Source organism: Paractinoplanes tereljensis (assembly GCF_016862435.1).
Lineage (GTDB): Bacteria > Actinomycetota > Actinomycetes > Mycobacteriales > Micromonosporaceae > Actinoplanes > Actinoplanes tereljensis.
This window is the reverse complement of the sequence record NZ_BOMY01000021.1, coordinates 45,437-62,975: the sequence shown is the minus strand read 5'-3', so window position 1 is coordinate 62,975 and position 17,539 is coordinate 45,437. Positions and strand designations below refer to the sequence as shown.

Below are 17,539 nucleotides of genomic sequence, written 5' to 3'. Positions count from 1 at the left end.
CGAATGAGTGACACCATCCTGCGGATGCGGGGCATCACCAAGACGTTCCCGGGCGTGAAAGCGCTCGCGGACGTCAACCTGGAGGTGTCCCGCGGCGAGATTCACGCGATCTGCGGGGAGAACGGCGCCGGAAAGTCCACCCTGATGAAGGTGCTTTCCGGCGTCTACCCCCACGGTGACTACGAGGGTGACATCGAGTTCGACGGCCAGGAATGCCGGTTCGCCGGCATCCGGGACAGCGAGCACCGTGGCATCGTGATCATTCACCAGGAGCTGGCGCTCGCGTCCAACCTGTCCATCGCCGAGAACATCTTCCTCGGCAACGAGCAGTCCAAGCGCGGGCTGATCGACTGGAACCGGACGAACGCCGCCGCCGCCGAGCTGATGAAGCGGGTCGGCCTCAACGAGAACCCGGTCACCCAGGTGCTCGACCTCGGCGTCGGCAAGCAGCAGCTGGTCGAGATCGCCAAGGCGCTGTCCAAGCGAGTGCAGCTGCTCATCCTGGACGAGCCCACCGCGGCACTCAACGACGACGACTCGGAACACCTGCTCGGGCTGCTGCGCGGCCTGCGCGACCAGGGCATCACCTGTGTGATCATCTCGCACAAGCTCAACGAGGTGCTGGCCATCGCCGATCGGGTGACGATCCTGCGGGACGGAAAGACGATCACCACCCTGCCGGCCGAGGGCCTGACCGAAGACAAGATCATTTCGGGCATGGTCGGCCGGGACCTGGACCACCGCTTCCCGCCGCACGAGCCGACCATCGGCGACGAGGTGCTGCGGATCGAGAACTGGTCCGTGCACAGCCCCACCCAGCACGGCCGGTTGCTCGTCGACAACGCCAGCCTGAACCTGCGCCGCGGCGAGATCGTCGGGTTGGCCGGCCTGATGGGCGCCGGCCGCACCGAGCTGGCGATGAGCGTCTTCGGCCGGTCCTACGGGACCGGCATCTCCGGGCGAATCATCAAGGACGGCCAGGAGATCCGGTTGCGGTCCGTCCGCGAGGCCATCAAACACGGCATCGCGTACGCGACAGAAGACCGCAAGAGGTACGGGCTGAACCTGATCGAGGACATCAAGCGGAACGTCTCCGCCGCGGCCCTCGGCAAGCTCGCCCGGGGTGGCTGGGTCGACGACAACGAGGAATTCAAGGTCGCCGAGGAATACCGGCGCAGCCTCAACATCAAGGCCCCGAGCGTCTCCAGCATCACCGGCAAGCTCTCCGGCGGAAATCAGCAAAAAGTCGTCCTGTCCAAGTGGATTTTCACCGACCCGGACGTGCTGATCCTCGACGAGCCCACCCGTGGCATCGACGTCGGCGCCAAGTACGAGATTTACACGATCATCAACCGGCTCGCCGACGAGGGGAAAGCCGTGCTGCTGATCTCCTCCGAGCTGCCCGAACTGCTCGGGCTCTGCGACCGGATCTACACCCTCTCGGCCGGCCGGATCACCGGTGAGGTGCCCCGGGCCGAGGCCACCCAGGAAGGTCTGATGACCCTCATGACCGCCGGACAGGAGGCACCACGGTGAGTGTCGCCCCGACCAACGCCGACCTCGCCGTGGGCGGCGGCCCGTCGCTGCCCGAGACGTCCGGGACCGGCCGCAAGTTCTCGATCAACTTGCGGCAGAGCGGCATCTACATCGCCTTCGCCGCGATCGTGCTGCTGTTCACGATCCTCACCGACGGCGACATGCTCGCGCCGCAGAACATCAGCAACATCATCGTCCAGAACTCCTACATCCTGATCCTCGCGATCGGGATGATCCTGGTGATCATCTCTGGCCACATCGACCTGTCGGTCGGCTCGGTCGTCGCGGCGACCGGCGCCATCGCGGCCGTCCTGATGGTCAACCACCACGTGCCGTGGCCGCTCGCTCTGCTGATCACCATCGTGGTCGGTGCCGCGATCGGCGCGTGGCAGGGCTACTGGGTGGCGTACTTCGGCATTCCCGCCTTCATCGTCACCCTGGCCGGCATGCTGCTGTTCCGGGCGATCACCTACATGATCCTCGGCAACCGCGGCATCGGCCCGTTCCCCGAATCGGTGCGGACCCTGGCCAACGGCTTCACCGACGGCTACCTCGGCAACATCGGCCTGGGTGACTACCTGGGCGGCGCCGACCTGCTGAGTTTGCTGATCGGCGTGTTCGCGGTGGCCGGCATCGTGGTCAGCCAGTGGCGTTCGCGGGCCGGGCGGGTGCGCTACGGCCAGGCCGTCGAGGCGCTCCCGCTGTTCATCGCGAAGATCGCGGTGGCCGCCGTGGTGGTCATGTTCGTGGTGGTCCAGCTGGCCCGCTTCCGCAACCTGCCGTGGGTGCTGGTGCTGCTGGCGGTCCTGGTGCTCGGCTACACGCTGCTCACCAACCGCGCGGTGTTCGGCCGCCAGATCTACGCGGTCGGCGGCAACCTGCAGGCCGCGACGCTCTCCGGCGTCAAGGTCAAATCCGTCGTGTTCTGGATCTTCGTGAACATGGGCGTGCTGTCCGCCATCGCCGGGATCATCTTTGCGGGGCGGCTCAACCAGGCCAACCCGACCGGCGGCGACCAGTTCGAACTGGACGCCATCGCGGCCGCCTTCATCGGCGGTGCGGCGGTGCAGGGCGGCGTCGGCAAGGTGGTCGGCGCGATCACCGGTGGTCTGATCATGGGCGTGATCAACAACGGCATGAGTCTGATCGGCGCTCCGTCCGAGCAGGTCATGCTGGTCAAGGGCGCGGTGCTTCTCGCCGCGGTCGCCTTCGACGTCTGGACCAAGCGGCGGGCTGGGGCCTCCCGCTGATTTCTTGCGCGGGGACGGTTGGGGGCCGTGGGTGAGCACGCTGGGCGGTAAAGCATCTATGCCCTGCGTACTCACCCACGGCCCCCAACCTTGCCTGGTCGCCTGTGGCGGGCAGGACTTTGGTTGCTCGCCGCTTCGTGCATGGCTGGGCTTGCGGTCCCCTTTTGCTCGGTGGTCTGGCTTCCGCGCTGTGGTTACTGGAGGCGGGCCGGTCGGGCCGGCCGGGCTTTGGAGTGGGTCCTGGGAACATTCCGCGCCGGGTGCGGTTGGGGCGGGGTGCGGTCTAAAGCGGCTTGCGAGTTACGTGGGTTGTCGGGTTCGCCGGTGGGTCTAGGCAGTCGTTCTTCCTGGTAAACGGTGTTATTTGCGTAGAATGGTGGTATGTCGGGGTCTGGGGATGGCTCGTCGCAGGATCGGGTTAGCGGTATTGACTACCGGTTGCTGTTTGGCGCTCTGCCTACGCCCGTTCTGGTGCTTAGCCCGGACCTGGTGATCCTGGACGCTAACGAGGCTTACCTGGCGGCCACCAGGACTCGTCTTGCGGAGATGGTGGGGCGGCCTCTGTTCGAGGTGTTTCCCGATGATGGTGACCCGCTTCGGGAGCTGTTGCGGGAGTCGTTGCGGCGGGTTGTGCGGGACCTGGTGGTGGACACGGTGCCGATTCAGGAGTACGTCGTCGACCAGCGTGCCGAGGGTCCGCGAACGCTGTACTTTGCGCCGGTCAACGCGCCTGTGCTGGGGGCGGACGGTGAGCTGCTCTGGGTCGTCAACCGGGTGGAGGACGTCACCGACTACATCCAGGCCAGTCGGCAGGACTCGGACGAGCCGCACGAGCTGTGGGCCTCCGAGGTCTTCACCCGGCGCCAGTTGCAGGAGCAGAACCAAGCGATGCACGCCCTGCTCGACAGCCTGGAGACCGCGGTGGTCGGCTGTGACGCCGAGGGGCGGGCCGTGCTGCACAACGAGGCCGCGCGGCGGCTGTTCGGCGACCTGGCCGATGGCGTGCCCGTCCAACAGTGGGCGCAGCACCGGCACGCCTTCCACCCGGACGGGCGCAGCATGCGCGACGACGACGAGCCGCTGATGCGCGCCCTGCGTGGCGAACTGGTCCGCGACGCGGAGGTCATGTTCCGCCCGCCGGGTCAGCCGCGGCAGTTCTTCCGGGTAAACGGCCGATCGGTGGTTGGCCGGCCCGGGTTGGCCGCGGTGGTGGCTCTGCACGAGGTGACCATGCATCGCCGGGCCACCCGCTACAAGGAATGCGAGCTGGAGATCTCGCAGCTGACCTCGAAGCCTGACCCGCCCGATGAGGTGCTGGCCGGGATCGTGCAGGCGATCGGGCGGCTGCCGGAATGGTCGGCGGTGGAGTTCTGGACCGTTGACGAGGTCACCCAGTCGCTGCGCCGTAACACCTGCTGGACCGAACCTGGTCATGACCGGCTCTGCCGGTCGTCCGAGCTGTTGCACTACGGGCAGGGGCTGCCCGGACGGGCCTGGCAGACCGCGGACCCGGTCTGGGCGCAGAACCTGAGCACCGACCCGCACGCCGCTCAGCAGGCCGAGGACTGGGGGCCGTTGCGCGCCGCCCTGGCCATCCCGATCCCCAGCGGTTTGGCCATCCTCGGCGTACTGGCCTGCTACAGCGACACCGCCGAAGTCCCCGACGACACCCGCACCGCCATCATGACCGGCATCGGGGCGCACATCGGCGAGTTCCTCGCCCGGCGCCGCGCCGAAGGCCTCACCGCCGAGCTCGACCGGACCCGCGACGAATTCATCGCCCTGGTCGGCCATGAACTGCGCACCCCACTGACCAGCGTCCAGTCCTGCACCGACATGTTGCTCGAGGAAGCCGACCTGCCCGCCGAGCATCGCTCGATGCTGCAGGTCATGCAGCGCAACACCGCGGCCCTGAACGCCATTGTGGTGAAGCTGCTCGACGTCGCGGGGCTGCGGTCCGGGCACATCGATCTGAGCCCGCAAGCCATGTGCCTGACCGAGGTCGTGCGGGCGGCCGTCGACGGCGCCCGGGCGAGCGCCCCGGCCCAGGTGACGATCGAGGCGAACATCCCGCCGGCGGCACCGCTGCACGGCGATCCCGCACGGCTGCGCCAGGTGGTCGACGAACTGCTGTCCAACGCGCTGACCTGGGCCCGGCTGGGCAGCACGGTCGGGGTCAATCTGCACGTCGACCCGCTCGCGGCCACCCTGGCGGTGTCGAACACCGGCAACCGGATCCCGGCCGAGGAACGCGACCGGCTGTTCGACCTGTTCTTCCGCAGCGACAGCGCCCGGCACGGCGGCATTCCGGGCACCGGCCTGGGCCTGACCATCGCCCGCGCCATCGTCGAACAGCACGGCGGCACGGTGAACGTCAGCGAGACCGACGAGGCCGCCACCACCTTCACCGTACGGCTACCCACCCACCAGCCCGCCTGAGAGCCCACTCAACGCGACCGTCCGTCCGCGCAAGATTGTTGCTAAAGAACGGCAACCAATTGAAATCGGCCCGCAGTGGGTGCGAACTTTCCAGGAGAAGATCGATTCCTGCGCTGCGATGATCGTGGTGATCCTGCCGCTCCCTCTGCGCGGGGACCGATAGGTGTCTGAGGCAGGCTGGCCCCTCAATCCTGGGTCTGGTGGGTTGCTGCTTACTTGCCGGCCAGCCACCGCCCAAGTCCGGCTCCGGCCGCAGCGCCGACACCGAATCCGCCCGTGGTTGCAGTGGCCGTCACGTGAACCGCGGCGGGCGGGCACAAAATCGATGCTTTAGCGCCTCCGACTGCGCCGAGGGCGGCTCCGGCGAGCGCGCCGATGCCTGCGCAGATTCGCTCCTCGGGAGATGTGCTTTCGCTGAGGATGGTCTGGTACTTCTTGTTTGCTCGAGCTGCCGATATCGCCATGCTCATGATCGAAACCTCGTCTCACCCTGAGTGTTTGAATCATTGCACAAAGCGAAGGCCTTGGGAATTTGTCGATCGAGGTCTGGTATGCGAGCGGGCTCTGTCACTCGGTTGCAGGTTGTGTATCCGAGTTATTGGCGCCGGTGTCACGGAGGGCGGCAAGCGTTGCCATGGCGCCGTCACGCTGAGAGGTGAACGTGTCGGGATCACGCTCCGCTAGTTCGTGGAAGTATTTGGCGCCCTCGGTGGCCACGGCGACCACGTGGTCGCTGGTCTCGCCAGTGGTGACGGCGAGGCTGCCGATTTTCCAGAGCGACGCAGCCAGGTAAGGGAGATAGTCGTCGCGGTTGACGGTGGCCAGCTCGCGGTAAAGCTCGACTGCTTCCTTTGCCATGATCAGAGCTGCGGCCGGCTGGTCCGTCGATGACAGCCAGATCGAGTGGTTATAGACCGACGTGGCTAGTTGGGACAGGTAGGCATCGCGGTTCGCGGCCGTCAGTTCGCGCCGCAGTCCGAGGGCCTCCTGGCTCGTAGCCAGGGTCTCGTCCATTTGGCCCATCTCCGCCTCCCGGAACGAGTGGTTGTACAGCGACATCGCCAATGACGGCAGGTAGGTCGTGCGGTCGATATCTACCACTCTGCGATAGATATCGACGGCTTCCTGGCTCGCGGTCAGGGCTTCGGCCGGATTGCTGGCTGCGGCTTGCCGGATCGCGTGGTTGTACCAGGCTGAGGCCAAATGGGGCAGGTAAGTGTCGCGATCGGCGTCGGCCAATTCGCGGTAGAGGCCGACGGCTTCCTGACTCGCAGACAACGCCTCGGCCGGCATGTCGGCAGCCGCTAGGCGGTTCGCTTGGATGAACAATGACTTGGCCAGGTCCGGAAGGTGAGCGGCGCGATCGCCGGCGACCAACGTTCGCCGCATGTCAGCGGCCTCTCGGCCGGCGGCTACGGACTCGGCCGGCTGACCCGTTTCCGTCAGGCGGTTCGCGTGGTTGAAAATCGACCTCGCCAGGTGAGTCAGATATTTGTCGCGATGGACGTCAGTCAGTTCCCGATACCGGTCGACGGCCTCCTGGCTAATGGCCAGAGCGTCGGCCGAGCGATCGGCATGAGCTAACCGGATGGCGTGGTTGCTCAGCGAAGCCGCCAGATGATGCGAATAGTCGTCCCGGTTGATAGCGGTCAGCTCGCGATAGAGATCGACGGTTTCCTGGCTTGCCACCAGGGCCTCGGTCGGTCGGCCCGATTCCGCGAGCCGGATCACGTGGTTGTAGATCGATGTGGCCAAGGTGGGTAGATAGGTGCCCCGGTCGGAGGCGGTCAGTGCGCGCCGCAGGTCGACGGCCTCCTGGTTGGTGGCCAGGGCCTCGGCCGGCCGGTCCGCGGCCGCCAGCCAAATCGCATGGTTGTACAACGCCAGGGCCAGCGCGGGAAGGTGGACGTCTCCGTTGGCAGCGACCAGTTCCCGGAACAGGTCGACCGCTTCCCGGCTCGTCCGCAGCGCCTCGGCCGGTCGGCCCGCGCCCGCCAACCGGGTGGCGTAGCTGTCGATCGATCCGGCCAGGCGGGCCTGATAGGCGTCTCGGTGGACCTCGGCGAGTTCACGATAGAGATCAACAGCTTCTTGACTGGCTGCTGCCGCTTCAGCTTGCAGGTCGTTGTCCGCCAGATGGAGAGCCTGGTTACTCACCAAAGCGGCCAGCTTGGGCAGGTAGATCTCCCGGTTGGCGGCAGCCAGTTCACGGAGAAAATTGACGCACTCCCGGTCGGCGGCTATCGCCTCGGCCTTCCGGCCGGTCTCCGCCAGCCGGCTTGCGTGGTTTATCAGAGAGATGGCCAGATTGGGCAGGTAGGCGGCCCGGTTGGCAGTGGCCAGCGCGCCGTACAGATCGACGGCTTCCTGGCTCGCGGCCATTGCTTCGTCTCGTCGGCCTGCGCCCGCCAGTCGATTAGCATAGTTGGTCAGTGACAGCGCGAGGTCAGGCAGATAGGCGTCGCGGTTCACTGTGGTCAACTCCCGCCGGAAGTCGACCGCCTCCTGGCTGGCGGCTATCGCCTCGGCTCCCCGGCCAGCCTCTACCAGCCGTGTGGCGTGGTTGTTCACCGATGCGGCCAGGTAAGGCAAGTAGGCATTCCGATCGGCGGACGTCAACTCTCGATACAGGTCAACGGCTTCCTCGCTGATGGTGAGCGCCTCGGCCCGCCGGCCCGCTTCCGCCAGCACTACCGCGTGGTTGTTCAGTGACATCCCGAGGTTGGCGAGGTGGATGGCCCGGTTGCCAGCCGTCAATTCCCGCTGGAGGTCGACGGCTTCCTGGCTGACGGCGAGCGCCTCGGTCGGTCGGCCTGACTCCGCCAGCCGACCCGCGTGGTTGATCACTGATTGGGCTAACGCGGGCAGATGAGCCTTACGGTTGCCGGAGGCCAGCTCGCGCCGCAGGTTGACGGCTACTTGGCTCACTGCCTCGGCCTCGAGCCGCCAGCCGGTCTCCGCCAGCCATAGAGCGTGTGCGTTATGCCAGTAGGCGCGATCGGCCAAGGGGGTGTCGTCCGGAAAAGTGGCGACTATCCGAGCGGTCAACGCAGCAGCGAGCCGGCCAAGCTCGAGGGATGGAAACCGCACCTTGCTCGCCAGGCCCCGAGCGGTGGGCCAGTCGATGTCGGCCGTGCCGATCAGGGCGATCAGCCGCGGTGTGAACCGGCCGGGGAACTGGACGGCAACCTGCATGACCGCCTCAGCCATCACAGGCAGCGCCGCGCTCAGCACGGCACCGATCAACGCGTCCGCATCCGGTTGATGCACGCAGGCCCGCCCCAGCACCGTCAACGCCCGGACCGCCTGGTCAATGCCGACGCCCGCGAAGATCTCCGTGTATCGACCCGCGGCCGGACTCCGAAGCACTTCCACGGCCAGTGCCTCGGCCAGCAGATCGGGCTGCACGCTGCCGAGGCCGCCGCCGGACAGATCTCTCGGATACACGTGGGCTAGCCAGGTCGTGTACCGCTGCGCTAGGTCGGCCTCTGCGCCGGCTAGGGACGGCACCCGCCGTACCAGTCCGGCCACCTGCTCGTCGCCGCGGGCGCCCAGCAGGGCGGCCAGGCCGGCCAACTGTTGCAGCGCCAGATCGGAACCGGGCACCTCACCGGCCAGAAGCCCGAATCGGGCCGCCGTCGCACGCCAGTAGCGGGCCTCGTGACGCAGCACCTCAGCGAGCACGTCGAACCGACCTTGCCGGTAGCCTCCGTCGAGCACCGCCACTAATGCCTCGCCGTGCAAGCGCAATACCGCGGTGTCGACGTCCCACTGCCGGGCTGGTGCCGGCACCGCAGGACGACCCAGCCGATCCGCGAACGCGGTGATTGCCTCGGCCACGATCTGCTCCGGCGATCGTTCCTCCACCTGTGCGGGCAGTTCCAGCACATTGCCCGGCACGGTCAGCGCATCCACCAGGTGCCCCTGCTGCCGGTATGCCGCCGACAGCGACTGCCACCACAACCCGGCTGTACGGGCCAGCAGCAACAGACGCACGCCACTGGCCTGGGACGCCGTGCACAAGAGTTTCGCCAGCCCGGCCCGGTCCCGTGCCTCGGCGTAGTCCACAAGCAGCAGCGTGCCTGACCCGAACACGCCGGAGGCGATCAGATCGGCAGTCTCCGCCTCCGCGTCGGGATGCACGGCCGTCACCTGCCAGCCGTGCAGCCGCTCGGCGAAGTGCCAAGCCAATCGGGTCTTGCCGACTCCGCCGGCCCCGACCAGCAGGCGTACCACCGATTCGTCCCGATCGGACACCCATGTCTCCAACTGGCGTAACGCCCAGCCACGGCCGAAGAACGGGACCACATGTTCGCGAGGATCCAGCAGCAGGGCCACCGATCCCGGATACGCCGCCGAAGCGATGGCACCCACCAGCCGTGCTCTCAGTTCGCGCTCCCGGTGGCGAGAGGCCCACCGATCCGTGACCGTCGGGCCGAACGCGCCGATCACTGCGGCGGCCGCTGCGGAGACCACCGTCCAGCCGGCCTTGTCATCGGCCAGTGCCGCCCACGCTCCGACACCGGCCACCACCGCGGGCACGCCCGCCCACCACACGCGCCGAAGCCATCCGTTCTGGCCACCACCCACCTCACGACCGTACTGAACGCAATCGAACAAACACAGCATCGATCAGCCGGGGCCTCCACGCCCAAGGTGCTGGTCTCCTGAACCCGACGCAGTGCCGATCAGCACACCTGGATCATCGGCGGCAGGCCGGCGGCGTCGCCCGGCGGCACGCAACGTCATCGACCCGGCAGCACAAAGTAGTCGGAGAAAATCGGCAACCTTTCGTCTGGGCCAAACCACTAGATCACGAAGACGTTGATCTGGAGGAACTCACCGATGAAGCACGCAAAGACCGGCGGGCGCCGACGCGCCGTCCTGGTTGGCGTTACGGCGGCCGTGGTGGCCGGGGCGGTTGGGATCACCGCTACCGCGTTTGCCGGCAGTACGTCGCTCAGCGACAACTTCGAGGACGGGGACACGGCCGGCTGGTCGAAGTCCGGGGGTTCCTGGGCCGTCGTTACCGACGGCAGCAAGGCTCTGCGGCAGTCCGATGCCGCCAGTGCGCTGGCCCGGCAGTTCGCGGGGGACACCGGCTGGACCGACTACACGCTCAGCGCCAAGGTGCGGGCGGTGACCCTCAGCGGGAGCGCGGCCACGGCCGGCATCGCGGCTCGGGCCGGTGGCGCTCACGAGTTCGACCGGCTGGTGCTGGTGCCGGGCGCGGTTCGTCTCGAGGAAGTCAAGGGCTCGGCCGTTACCGTCCTGGGCAGCCTGACCCTCGCCTCGGCCGCGACCGGCTTCCACACGCTGCGCCTGGACGTCTCGGGCAGCACGGTGACCGGCTATGTGGACGGTGCCAAGGTCGGCAGCGGCTCGGCCAAGCTGACCAAGGGCCGGGTCGGCCTGATCACCACCTCGGCCGCCGCGTCCTTCGACGACGTCTCGGTGACCGCGCTGGCCGGCGCCCCGGCGACCACGGCGCCGACCGCGACGGCCACGGCTACCGCATCGCCGACTCCGACCAAGACCACCGCAGCGCCCACCACGGCTTCGCCGAGCCCGACAAAGACCGCCACCGCCACCGCCACGCCCACCGCGGTAGCCACCAGCTGGCCCAAGGCGACCGGCACCACCACCCTCACCGCGACCAAGGCCGTCAGCGGCACGTTCGACGGTGGGAACGTCGAGTTCATCGGCGGCGGCGCCCTCGGTGACGGCGGGCAGGACGAGGGACAGGACCCGTTGTTCCAGCTCGCTGATGGCGCCACGCTGTCCAACGTGATCATCGGGGCGCCGGCGGCCGACGGGGTGCACTGCGCGGGCAGCTGCACGCTGAAGAACGTGTGGTGGCTCGACGTGGGTGAGGACGCGGCCACCTTCAAGGGCACCTCGGCCAGTCAGACCATGACCATCGACGGCGGCGGCGCCATGCACGCGTCGGACAAGGTGTTCCAGCACAACGGGCCGGGGACGTTCGTCATCAAGAACTTCCAGGCCTCGGACATCGGCAAGCTGTACCGCTCGTGTGGCAACTGTTCGAAGCAGTTCGCCCGCAAGGTGCAGATCTCCAACGTCACGGTGACCGCGCCGCTGAAGACCCTGGCCGGGATCAACCCCAACCTGGGCGACACCGCCACGATCACCAACGCCACCATCATCGGCGGCAAGGCGACCAACGTGTGCGCCCTCTTCAAGGGTGTGACCAGCGGCGAACCGACGGAGACGAGCAACGTCCCGGACGGCGTCGCCTGCATCGCCACCGGCATCACCCTCAAGTAGACGGGATCGCGAGCCGGACCCTCGCGATCCGGGGAGCGCCGGTCCAGGACCATTCAGCCCGGCCCTGGACCGGCGCCCCGCACCTTTACAGACGCAGGGCGCCGGGTGCGAAGGCCGGCACCACCGGCTTGTGCGGTGCCACCGCGGCGACCCGCCGGTAGGGCTCGCCGAGCGCGGGGCGTGGGTCCTCGTCGCCGGCGTTCGGCCACATCGACAGGGCCCGTTCCGACAGCGCGGTGATGGTCAGGGACGGGTTCACTCCCAGGTTTGCGGCCACCGCCGAGCCGTCGATCACGTGCAGGCCGGGATGCCCGTACAGCCGGTGGTAGGGGTCTATGACGCCGCGCGCGGCGTCCTCGCCGATGGCGCAACCACCGATGAAGTGCCCGGTGACCGGGCGGCCGATCAGCTCGGTCATCGAGCCCAGCGGGACCCCGTCGATCTTCTCGGCGACCCGGCGCGCGACGTCGTGGGCGGCCGGGACCCAGACCGGGTTCGGCTCGCCGACGCCGGGCCGGCTGCGCAGGCGGCGCCCGAACAGGCCGCGTGACGTGTGCAGGGTGATCGAGTTGTCGAGCGGCTGCATTCCTAGGACCACGATGGTCTGCTCCGACCAGCCGCGCGGGGAGGCGAGCAGGCGCAGATCCTTCCGGTCCCGCCAGAGCTGCCGGATGCCGGCCAGCAGCCTCGATCGGCCGCCGGTGTCGTCCACCAGCACGGTGGCCAGCAACGCCAGGAGATTGCTGCCCGGGCCGTAGCGGACCGGCTCGACGTGGGTGCTCGGATCCGGGTGGATCGACGAGGTGATCGCCACGCCGCGGCTGAAGTCGGCGTCGCGCCGGCGGGTGCGCGCTCCCAGGATGGATTCCGAATTCGTCCGGGACAGCTCGCCCAGCCTAGGAGAGATGTGCGGGAGCCGCCCACGGTCCCGCAACCCGTGCAGCAGCCGCTGGGTGCCGAGGGCACCCGCGGCGAAAATCACCTGCCCGGCGGTCAGCTCACCCTTGGCGATCCCACCCGTTTTGCGGGTACGGACGGAGAAGCCCCCACCCGTAAGAGCCCGCACATCGGTGACGGTGGTCAGCGGCCGCACCTCGGCGCCGGCCTGCTCGGCCAGGTAGAGGTAGTTCTTGACCAGGGTGTTCTTGGCGCCCACCCGGCACCCGGTCATGCAGGCCCCGCAGAGCGTGCAGGCCCGCCGCTCCGGCCCGGCACCCCCGAAGAACGGATCCGCGATCGGCACACCCCGCTCCTGGGAGCGGCCGGCCGCATGAGGGTGATCGGGGATCACGTCAGTCTTGGAGGGGGACGCGAACAGGACGCCCACCGGCGTACGGCGATAGGTCTGCTCTGCTCCCAGGTCTTGGGCCACCGCGCGCAAGGCGCGGTCGGAGGGCGTCTCCACCGGGTTTATTGTCACGCCCAGCATGCGTTTGGCCTGGTCGTAGGCGGGGGCGAGCTCGGACTTCCAGTCCGTGACGGCAGACCACTGTGGATCGGCGAAGAAGGCATCGGGCGGCTCGTAAAGGGTGTTGGCGTAGCCGAGGGAGCCGCCGCCCACGCCGGTGCCGGACATGATCATGGCGTGCCGCAGCAGGGTGAGCCGCAGGATGCCGTAACACCGCAGGGCCGGTGCGTAGAGATATCGGCTCAGCCGCCAGGACGTCTCGGCGAACTCGTCGTCGGCAAAGCGGCGGCCGGCCTCCAGGACCGCCACCCGGTAGCCCTTCTCCGTCAGGCGCAGGGCACTCACGCTGCCACCGAAACCCGACCCGATGATCACGACATCGAAATCATGCGCCATGGCGTACGGTGGCATCGTTGTTGGCGGCATGTCAATAAGCGGAGGCGGCCCGTGCACCATCATCGGCAGGGCAGTGGCAGTCCGATCGTGCTGATTCACGGCATCGGCAGCCGGTGGCAGGTCTGGAAGCCGGTCCTGGATCGCCTCGCCGCATGGCACGACGTGATCGCGCTCGACCTGCCGGGGTTCGGCGGGACGCCGTTCGACGGGGTGCCCGGCTCGGTGCCGCACCTCGCCGATCGGGTGGCCGCGTTCCTAGGATCGCTCGGGGTGGAACGGGCGGCCGTCGGCGGCAGTTCGCTCGGCGGGGGAGTCGCGCTCGAGCTGGCCCGCCGCGGGCTGGCCCGGTCGGTGGTGGCGTTCTCGCCGGTCGGGTTCTTCGGATCGGCCGAGGCGGCCTGGTGCCGCACAGTCGTCGGCGGGGCGCGGGCGGCCGGCACCGCGCTCGGGCCGGCGCTACCGCGGTTGTTCGCCCGCCGGGCCGGGCGGGTGGCGCTGTGCGGGGTCTTCTTCGGGCGGCCGGGTGCGCTGCCGCCGGACGAGTGCCTGGCCGACGCCCGAGCGATGATCACGGCGCCCGGCTTCACCGGCGCGCGGCGCACGCTGGGGGAGTGGCGGCTGGCCGAGCCGATCACCGGCGTCCCGGTGACGATCGCCTGGGGCGACCGCGACCTGGTCCTGCCCTACCGCCAGGCGAAGCAGGCCCGGCGAATACTCCCGCAGGCCCGGCACGTCCGCCTGCCCGGCTGCGGCCACCTCCCCTTCGCCGACGACCCACGCACCTGCGGCCGCCTGCTATTGGAAGCGGCCTGACCGCGCCGCGGCCACGGATCCAGAATTGGATGTTCCCCGGCGGTCTTTACGTCGCGAAAGTTGTCGAGTGAGCGACTATCGACTGAGCGAAGACCCCGCCGACCTCGACCTGGAGCGCGTCATCCGGTGGATCAGCACCGACGCGTACTGGGCGAAGGGGCGCACCCGCGAGGTGATCGAGCGGTCGTTCGCCAACTCGTTCCCGGTCGGCCTGTATGCCCCCGGCGGGCAGCAGGCTGCGGTAGCGCGGATCGTGTCCGATCGCGCGACCTTCGTCTGGCTCTGCGATGTCTATGTCGACCCTGAGCACCGTGGCCGCGGCCTCGGCACCATGCTCGCCGACTGGAGCGTCGGGTGGGCCGAGCGACAGGGCATCAAGCGCGTGATCCTGGCAACCCTCGACGCGCATGGTGTGTATGCGAAGGCCGGCTTCGCGCCGATCGCACATCCGGAGCGCTGGATGGAGATCGACACCCGGCCACCGTTCGGCTAGAGCACGCCGCGCCTCGTGCGGTGGCGGTCCCGCTCGATACTGAACAGCTGGGCGTCCGGGTGGGCCATGCTTGCCATCCAGGCGAGACCGACGCCGTATCCGGTACCGGTTCCCCGATACGCCCGGCGCCGACTCCGGCCGCCAGCGTTTGAAGCAACCGGCCCGGCTGGGGCAGGCATGACGTCGTGAAGCCGTCCCGATGGGCGGCAGTCACCGCATGCACCACGTGAGCCGGTAGATCGGCAAGCGTTTCGTACTGCGCCTTTCCACTGATAGCCATGGATGAATGATGCGGCATTCCAGGTCCCGACGCGTCCGGATGCCGGGGTCAGCGGTCCTTGACCACGATGCCTAGGACGTGGGCCAAGGCGGGGGCCGCCTCGGCCAGCTGGGTGGGGTCGATTACCGCGCCGCGCAGGGCGTCCCAGCCCTGGGCTATGTCCAGCTCTCGGGCTCCTCGGAAGTCGAGCTTCTTCGCCGTTACCTTGTTGAAGCGGGCCCGGCGGATCGCTGAACCCGGGAACGTCACGCCGATCAAGGTTGCTTCGCCGAAGTCGACCTCGCTCAGGTCGCAGTCGCGGAACTCTACGTCCTGCAGCTTTGCGCCTCGCAGGTTGAGACTGTCGATCTTGCAGGACTGGATTACCACCCGGCGCCAGTACGAGCGGTAGGACTGCAGGCCGGCCAGGACGCTGTCCAGGATCGTGGTGTCGAGCAGCTGGGACTCGGCCCAGTTGCCGCCGATCCAGCGGCATCGGGACAACCACACGTCGTCCAGGCGGACGTGGTCGAACTCGCCGCCGCTGAACGTCACGCCGGTGATCGCACTCTCGCCGAATCTGGTGCCGGCCGCCTGTGCCTCCTCCAGTTCGACGCCGTCGAGGTGGACCTCGGTGTGGTCGCCGTCGTGGGTCAGGTCGCCGGTGAACGGCTGCAGGTGCCGGGCGTACGGCAGGGAGGCGAGGTCCTGGACTGCGGGCATGCCCGCGATCTTCGCAGGCCGCCCCGTCGGATCAGAAGCGGCCCGGCCCGGCGGATCGGGAACCGGTTGGGGCTGCGGAAGGAAACGGCTGGTTGGCGTCGGGTTGTCGACACTCGATCAGCCCTATTGGCAGGCTGCCAATAGGGCTGCTACGTTCGGGCGACACGCTGATGAGGGGACGCTGATGAGCCAGCCCCGCGCCACCACCATGACGCCCGAATCTACCATCTTCGATCTGTTGGAATGGGACCTTCTGGTCCTCACCGTCGGGTCCACCGACGGCGAGGACGGCGGCGGCAGCCATTCGCCGGCCGAGTTCGGCACCGGCGACGACCAGCCGGCCGAGGCCGACACCGGCACGGACGAGCCGGACGAGACGACCACCGGGGAGGACGGCGGCGGCAGCCACACGCCCCCGGCCGAGACGGACGACAAGATCGGATGAGCGGACCGCTGACGAAGCCGCGCGTCGTCATCATCGGCGCCGGCTTCGGCGGGATCGCGGCGGCGGCCGAGCTCCTCAAGCAGGGGCTCGACAACCTCGTCCTGCTGGAGAAGGCCGATCAGGTCGGCGGGGTGTGGCGGGACAACTCGTACCCGGGTTGCGCCTGTGATGTTCCGGCGCCGCTCTACTCGTACTCGTTCGCTCTGAATCCGCGCTGGTCGCGGCGGTTTCCGCCGTACGACGAGATTCTCGCCTACGCCCGGCGGACCGCCGACCGGTTCGGCGTGACCGAGCGGGTGCGGTTCGGCATCGAGGTCACCGACGCCGTCTGGGACGCGGAGGCCGAACGATGGCGCCTCACCACCAGCGCCGGCGAGGAGATCGTCGCCGACATCCTGGTGCCGGCGGTCGGGCAGCTCAGCCGGCCGTCCACCCCGTCGCTACTGGGCGTGGAGCGCTTCGCCGGCCGGGCCGTGCACACCGCGCGGTGGGATCCGAGCATTCCGATCGACGGGAAGCGGATCGCCGTCGTCGGCACCGGAGCCAGTGCGATCCAGCTGGTGCCGGCCGTCGCCGGTCGCGCCGAGCACGTGACCGTTTTTCAGCGCAGTGCGCCGTGGACGCTCCCCAAACCGGATCGGCGGTACGGGGCCGGGCGCCGGTTCGCGTACCGGAAGATGCCTTGGCTTTTGCGCCTGCCGCGGGCCGCCACCTGGGCGATGACCATCGTGACCGGCCTGGCCGTCACCGGGAATCGCCCGGCGGGGGCGTTCCTGCGCGGCGTCTCCGGCCTGCAGCGCCGCTGGCAGGTGCGGGATCCGGCGCTGCGCGCCCGGGTGACCCCGGACGAGCCGATGGGCTGCAAGCGGGTGCTGTTCACCAGCTCCTGGCTGCCCACCCTGGCCCGACCGGACGTCACGCTGGTCACCGAGAAGATCGTCGAGGTGGTCCCGGACGGCATTCGGACCGCCGACGGCACGGTGCATGCCTGCGACCTTCTGGTGTACGCGACGGGCTTCGCGGCCACCGAGTTCCTGGCTCCCATGCGGATCACGGGGCGTGACGGCCGCACCCTCGACGAGGAGTGGCGTGACGGTGCGTACGCGTACCTCGGGGTGGCTGTTCCGGATTTCCCGAACCTGTTCCTGATCTACGGCCCGAACACCAACACCGGCAACACCTCGGTGCTCTACTTCCATGAGGCCCAGGCGCGTTATCTGGCCGGGCTGGTCCGCCGGGTCACCGAAGGGCAGACCCCGCTGGAGGTACGCCGGGAGCGCGCCACCGCCTACGACGGCGAGATGCAGTCCCGCCTCGCCGGTAGCGTGTGGACCGGCTGCCAGAGCTGGTACCGGACGGCGACCGGGCGGATCGTGACTAACTGGCCGGGCATGGCGGGCGAGTACCGTCGCCGAACGTCACATGTGGATGACGGTGATTACACGGCCATAACGGCCCGAAACGAAACCGCTGGATGACTGCTAGCGTG

General features: G+C 68.5%; 12 protein-coding genes. 8 read left to right on the top strand and 4 right to left on the bottom strand.

Going from position 1 to position 17,539, the window contains the following annotated elements:
- The first annotated feature begins 3 nt into the window (after positions 1-3).
- From mmsA to Ate02nite_RS14620, 3 genes are all read left to right on the top strand, one after another.
- Positions 4-1,536: a multiple monosaccharide ABC transporter ATP-binding protein gene (gene mmsA, locus Ate02nite_RS14630; protein WP_203805607.1), complete on the top strand. Its 1,533-nt coding sequence runs from the start codon at positions 4-6 to the stop codon at positions 1,534-1,536.
- On the top strand, positions 1,533-2,786 hold the full coding sequence (mmsB, locus tag Ate02nite_RS14625) for a multiple monosaccharide ABC transporter permease (RefSeq protein WP_203805605.1): 1,254 nt from the start codon (positions 1,533-1,535) through the stop codon (positions 2,784-2,786). Before mmsA ends, mmsB begins: the two co-directional genes overlap by 4 nt.
- A 381-nt stretch (positions 2,787-3,167) precedes the next feature.
- Entirely contained in the window at positions 3,168-5,225 is a 2,058-nt protein-coding gene (locus Ate02nite_RS14620) for a PAS domain-containing sensor histidine kinase (protein ID WP_203805603.1), read from the top strand.
- A 212-nt stretch (positions 5,226-5,437) separates the two neighbouring features.
- Here the strand turns inward: Ate02nite_RS14620 and Ate02nite_RS14615 are convergent, their stop codons facing one another.
- Both Ate02nite_RS14615 and Ate02nite_RS14610 read right to left on the bottom strand, forming a co-directional pair.
- The gene (locus Ate02nite_RS14615) at positions 5,438-5,695 is read right to left on the bottom strand and encodes a hypothetical protein (RefSeq protein ID WP_203805601.1); all 258 of its coding nucleotides are present in this window, start codon (positions 5,693-5,695) and stop codon (positions 5,438-5,440) included.
- A gap of 97 nt (positions 5,696-5,792) precedes the next feature.
- On the bottom strand, positions 5,793-9,767 hold the full coding sequence (locus Ate02nite_RS14610) for a tetratricopeptide repeat protein (protein ID WP_203805599.1): 3,975 nt from the start codon (positions 9,765-9,767) through the stop codon (positions 5,793-5,795).
- A 303-nt stretch (positions 9,768-10,070) separates the two neighbouring features.
- On the opposite strand from Ate02nite_RS14610, the gene Ate02nite_RS14605 reads away from it, so the two are divergent.
- Positions 10,071-11,513 (top strand): pectate lyase, encoded by a 1,443-nt coding sequence (locus tag Ate02nite_RS14605; protein WP_203805597.1) that lies wholly within the window; start codon positions 10,071-10,073, stop codon positions 11,511-11,513.
- A gap of 85 nt (positions 11,514-11,598) precedes the next feature.
- Here the strand turns inward: Ate02nite_RS14605 and Ate02nite_RS14600 are convergent, their stop codons facing one another.
- Positions 11,599-13,317: an FAD-dependent oxidoreductase gene (locus tag Ate02nite_RS14600; protein ID WP_203805595.1), complete on the bottom strand. Its 1,719-nt coding sequence runs from the start codon at positions 13,315-13,317 to the stop codon at positions 11,599-11,601.
- Positions 13,318-13,368: 51 nt separating this feature from the next.
- Here Ate02nite_RS14600 and Ate02nite_RS14595 point away from each other — a divergent pair, with 51 nt between their 5' ends.
- A complete protein-coding gene (locus tag Ate02nite_RS14595) occupies positions 13,369-14,130 on the top strand; it encodes an alpha/beta fold hydrolase (RefSeq protein WP_203805593.1) in 762 nt (253 codons plus the stop codon).
- A 67-nt stretch (positions 14,131-14,197) separates the two neighbouring features.
- Positions 14,198-14,623 carry a GNAT family N-acetyltransferase gene (locus Ate02nite_RS14590; protein WP_203805591.1) on the top strand — a complete coding sequence of 142 codons (426 nt, stop codon included), beginning with the start codon at positions 14,198-14,200 and terminating at the stop codon, positions 14,621-14,623.
- A 328-nt stretch (positions 14,624-14,951) separates the two neighbouring features.
- Here the strand turns inward: Ate02nite_RS14590 and Ate02nite_RS14585 are convergent, their stop codons facing one another.
- The gene (locus Ate02nite_RS14585; protein ID WP_203805590.1) at positions 14,952-15,605 is read right to left on the bottom strand and encodes a pentapeptide repeat-containing protein; all 654 of its coding nucleotides are present in this window, start codon (positions 15,603-15,605) and stop codon (positions 14,952-14,954) included.
- Between the two features lie 184 nt (positions 15,606-15,789).
- On the opposite strand from Ate02nite_RS14585, the gene Ate02nite_RS14580 reads away from it, so the two are divergent.
- Positions 15,790-16,050, top strand: coding sequence for a hypothetical protein (locus Ate02nite_RS14580; protein WP_203805588.1), 261 nt, complete (start codon positions 15,790-15,792; stop codon positions 16,048-16,050).
- Positions 16,047-17,528, top strand: coding sequence for a flavin-containing monooxygenase (locus Ate02nite_RS14575; RefSeq protein ID WP_203805586.1), 1,482 nt, complete (start codon positions 16,047-16,049; stop codon positions 17,526-17,528). Before Ate02nite_RS14580 ends, Ate02nite_RS14575 begins: the two co-directional genes overlap by 4 nt.
- The last annotated feature ends 11 nt before the right edge of the window (positions 17,529-17,539 follow it).

Excerpts from the sequence above, each read along its gene's own strand:
- mmsA (WP_203805607.1), top strand. The coding sequence starts at position 4 with ATGAGTGACACCATCCTGCGGATGCGGGGCATCACCAAGACGTTCCCG.
- Ate02nite_RS14585 (WP_203805590.1), bottom strand. The coding sequence starts at position 15,605 with ATGCCCGCAGTCCAGGACCTCGCCTCCCTGCCGTACGCCCGGCACCTG.
- Ate02nite_RS14600 (WP_203805595.1), bottom strand. The coding sequence starts at position 13,317 with ATGGCGCATGATTTCGATGTCGTGATCATCGGGTCGGGTTTCGGTGGC.
- Ate02nite_RS14615 (WP_203805601.1), bottom strand. The coding sequence starts at position 5,695 with ATGAGCATGGCGATATCGGCAGCTCGAGCAAACAAGAAGTACCAGACC.
- Ate02nite_RS14575 (WP_203805586.1), top strand. The coding sequence starts at position 16,047 with ATGAGCGGACCGCTGACGAAGCCGCGCGTCGTCATCATCGGCGCCGGC.
- Ate02nite_RS14605 (WP_203805597.1), top strand. The coding sequence starts at position 10,071 with ATGAAGCACGCAAAGACCGGCGGGCGCCGACGCGCCGTCCTGGTTGGC.
- Ate02nite_RS14580 (WP_203805588.1), top strand. The coding sequence starts at position 15,790 with ATGAGCCAGCCCCGCGCCACCACCATGACGCCCGAATCTACCATCTTC.
- Ate02nite_RS14620 (WP_203805603.1), top strand. The coding sequence starts at position 3,168 with ATGTCGGGGTCTGGGGATGGCTCGTCGCAGGATCGGGTTAGCGGTATT.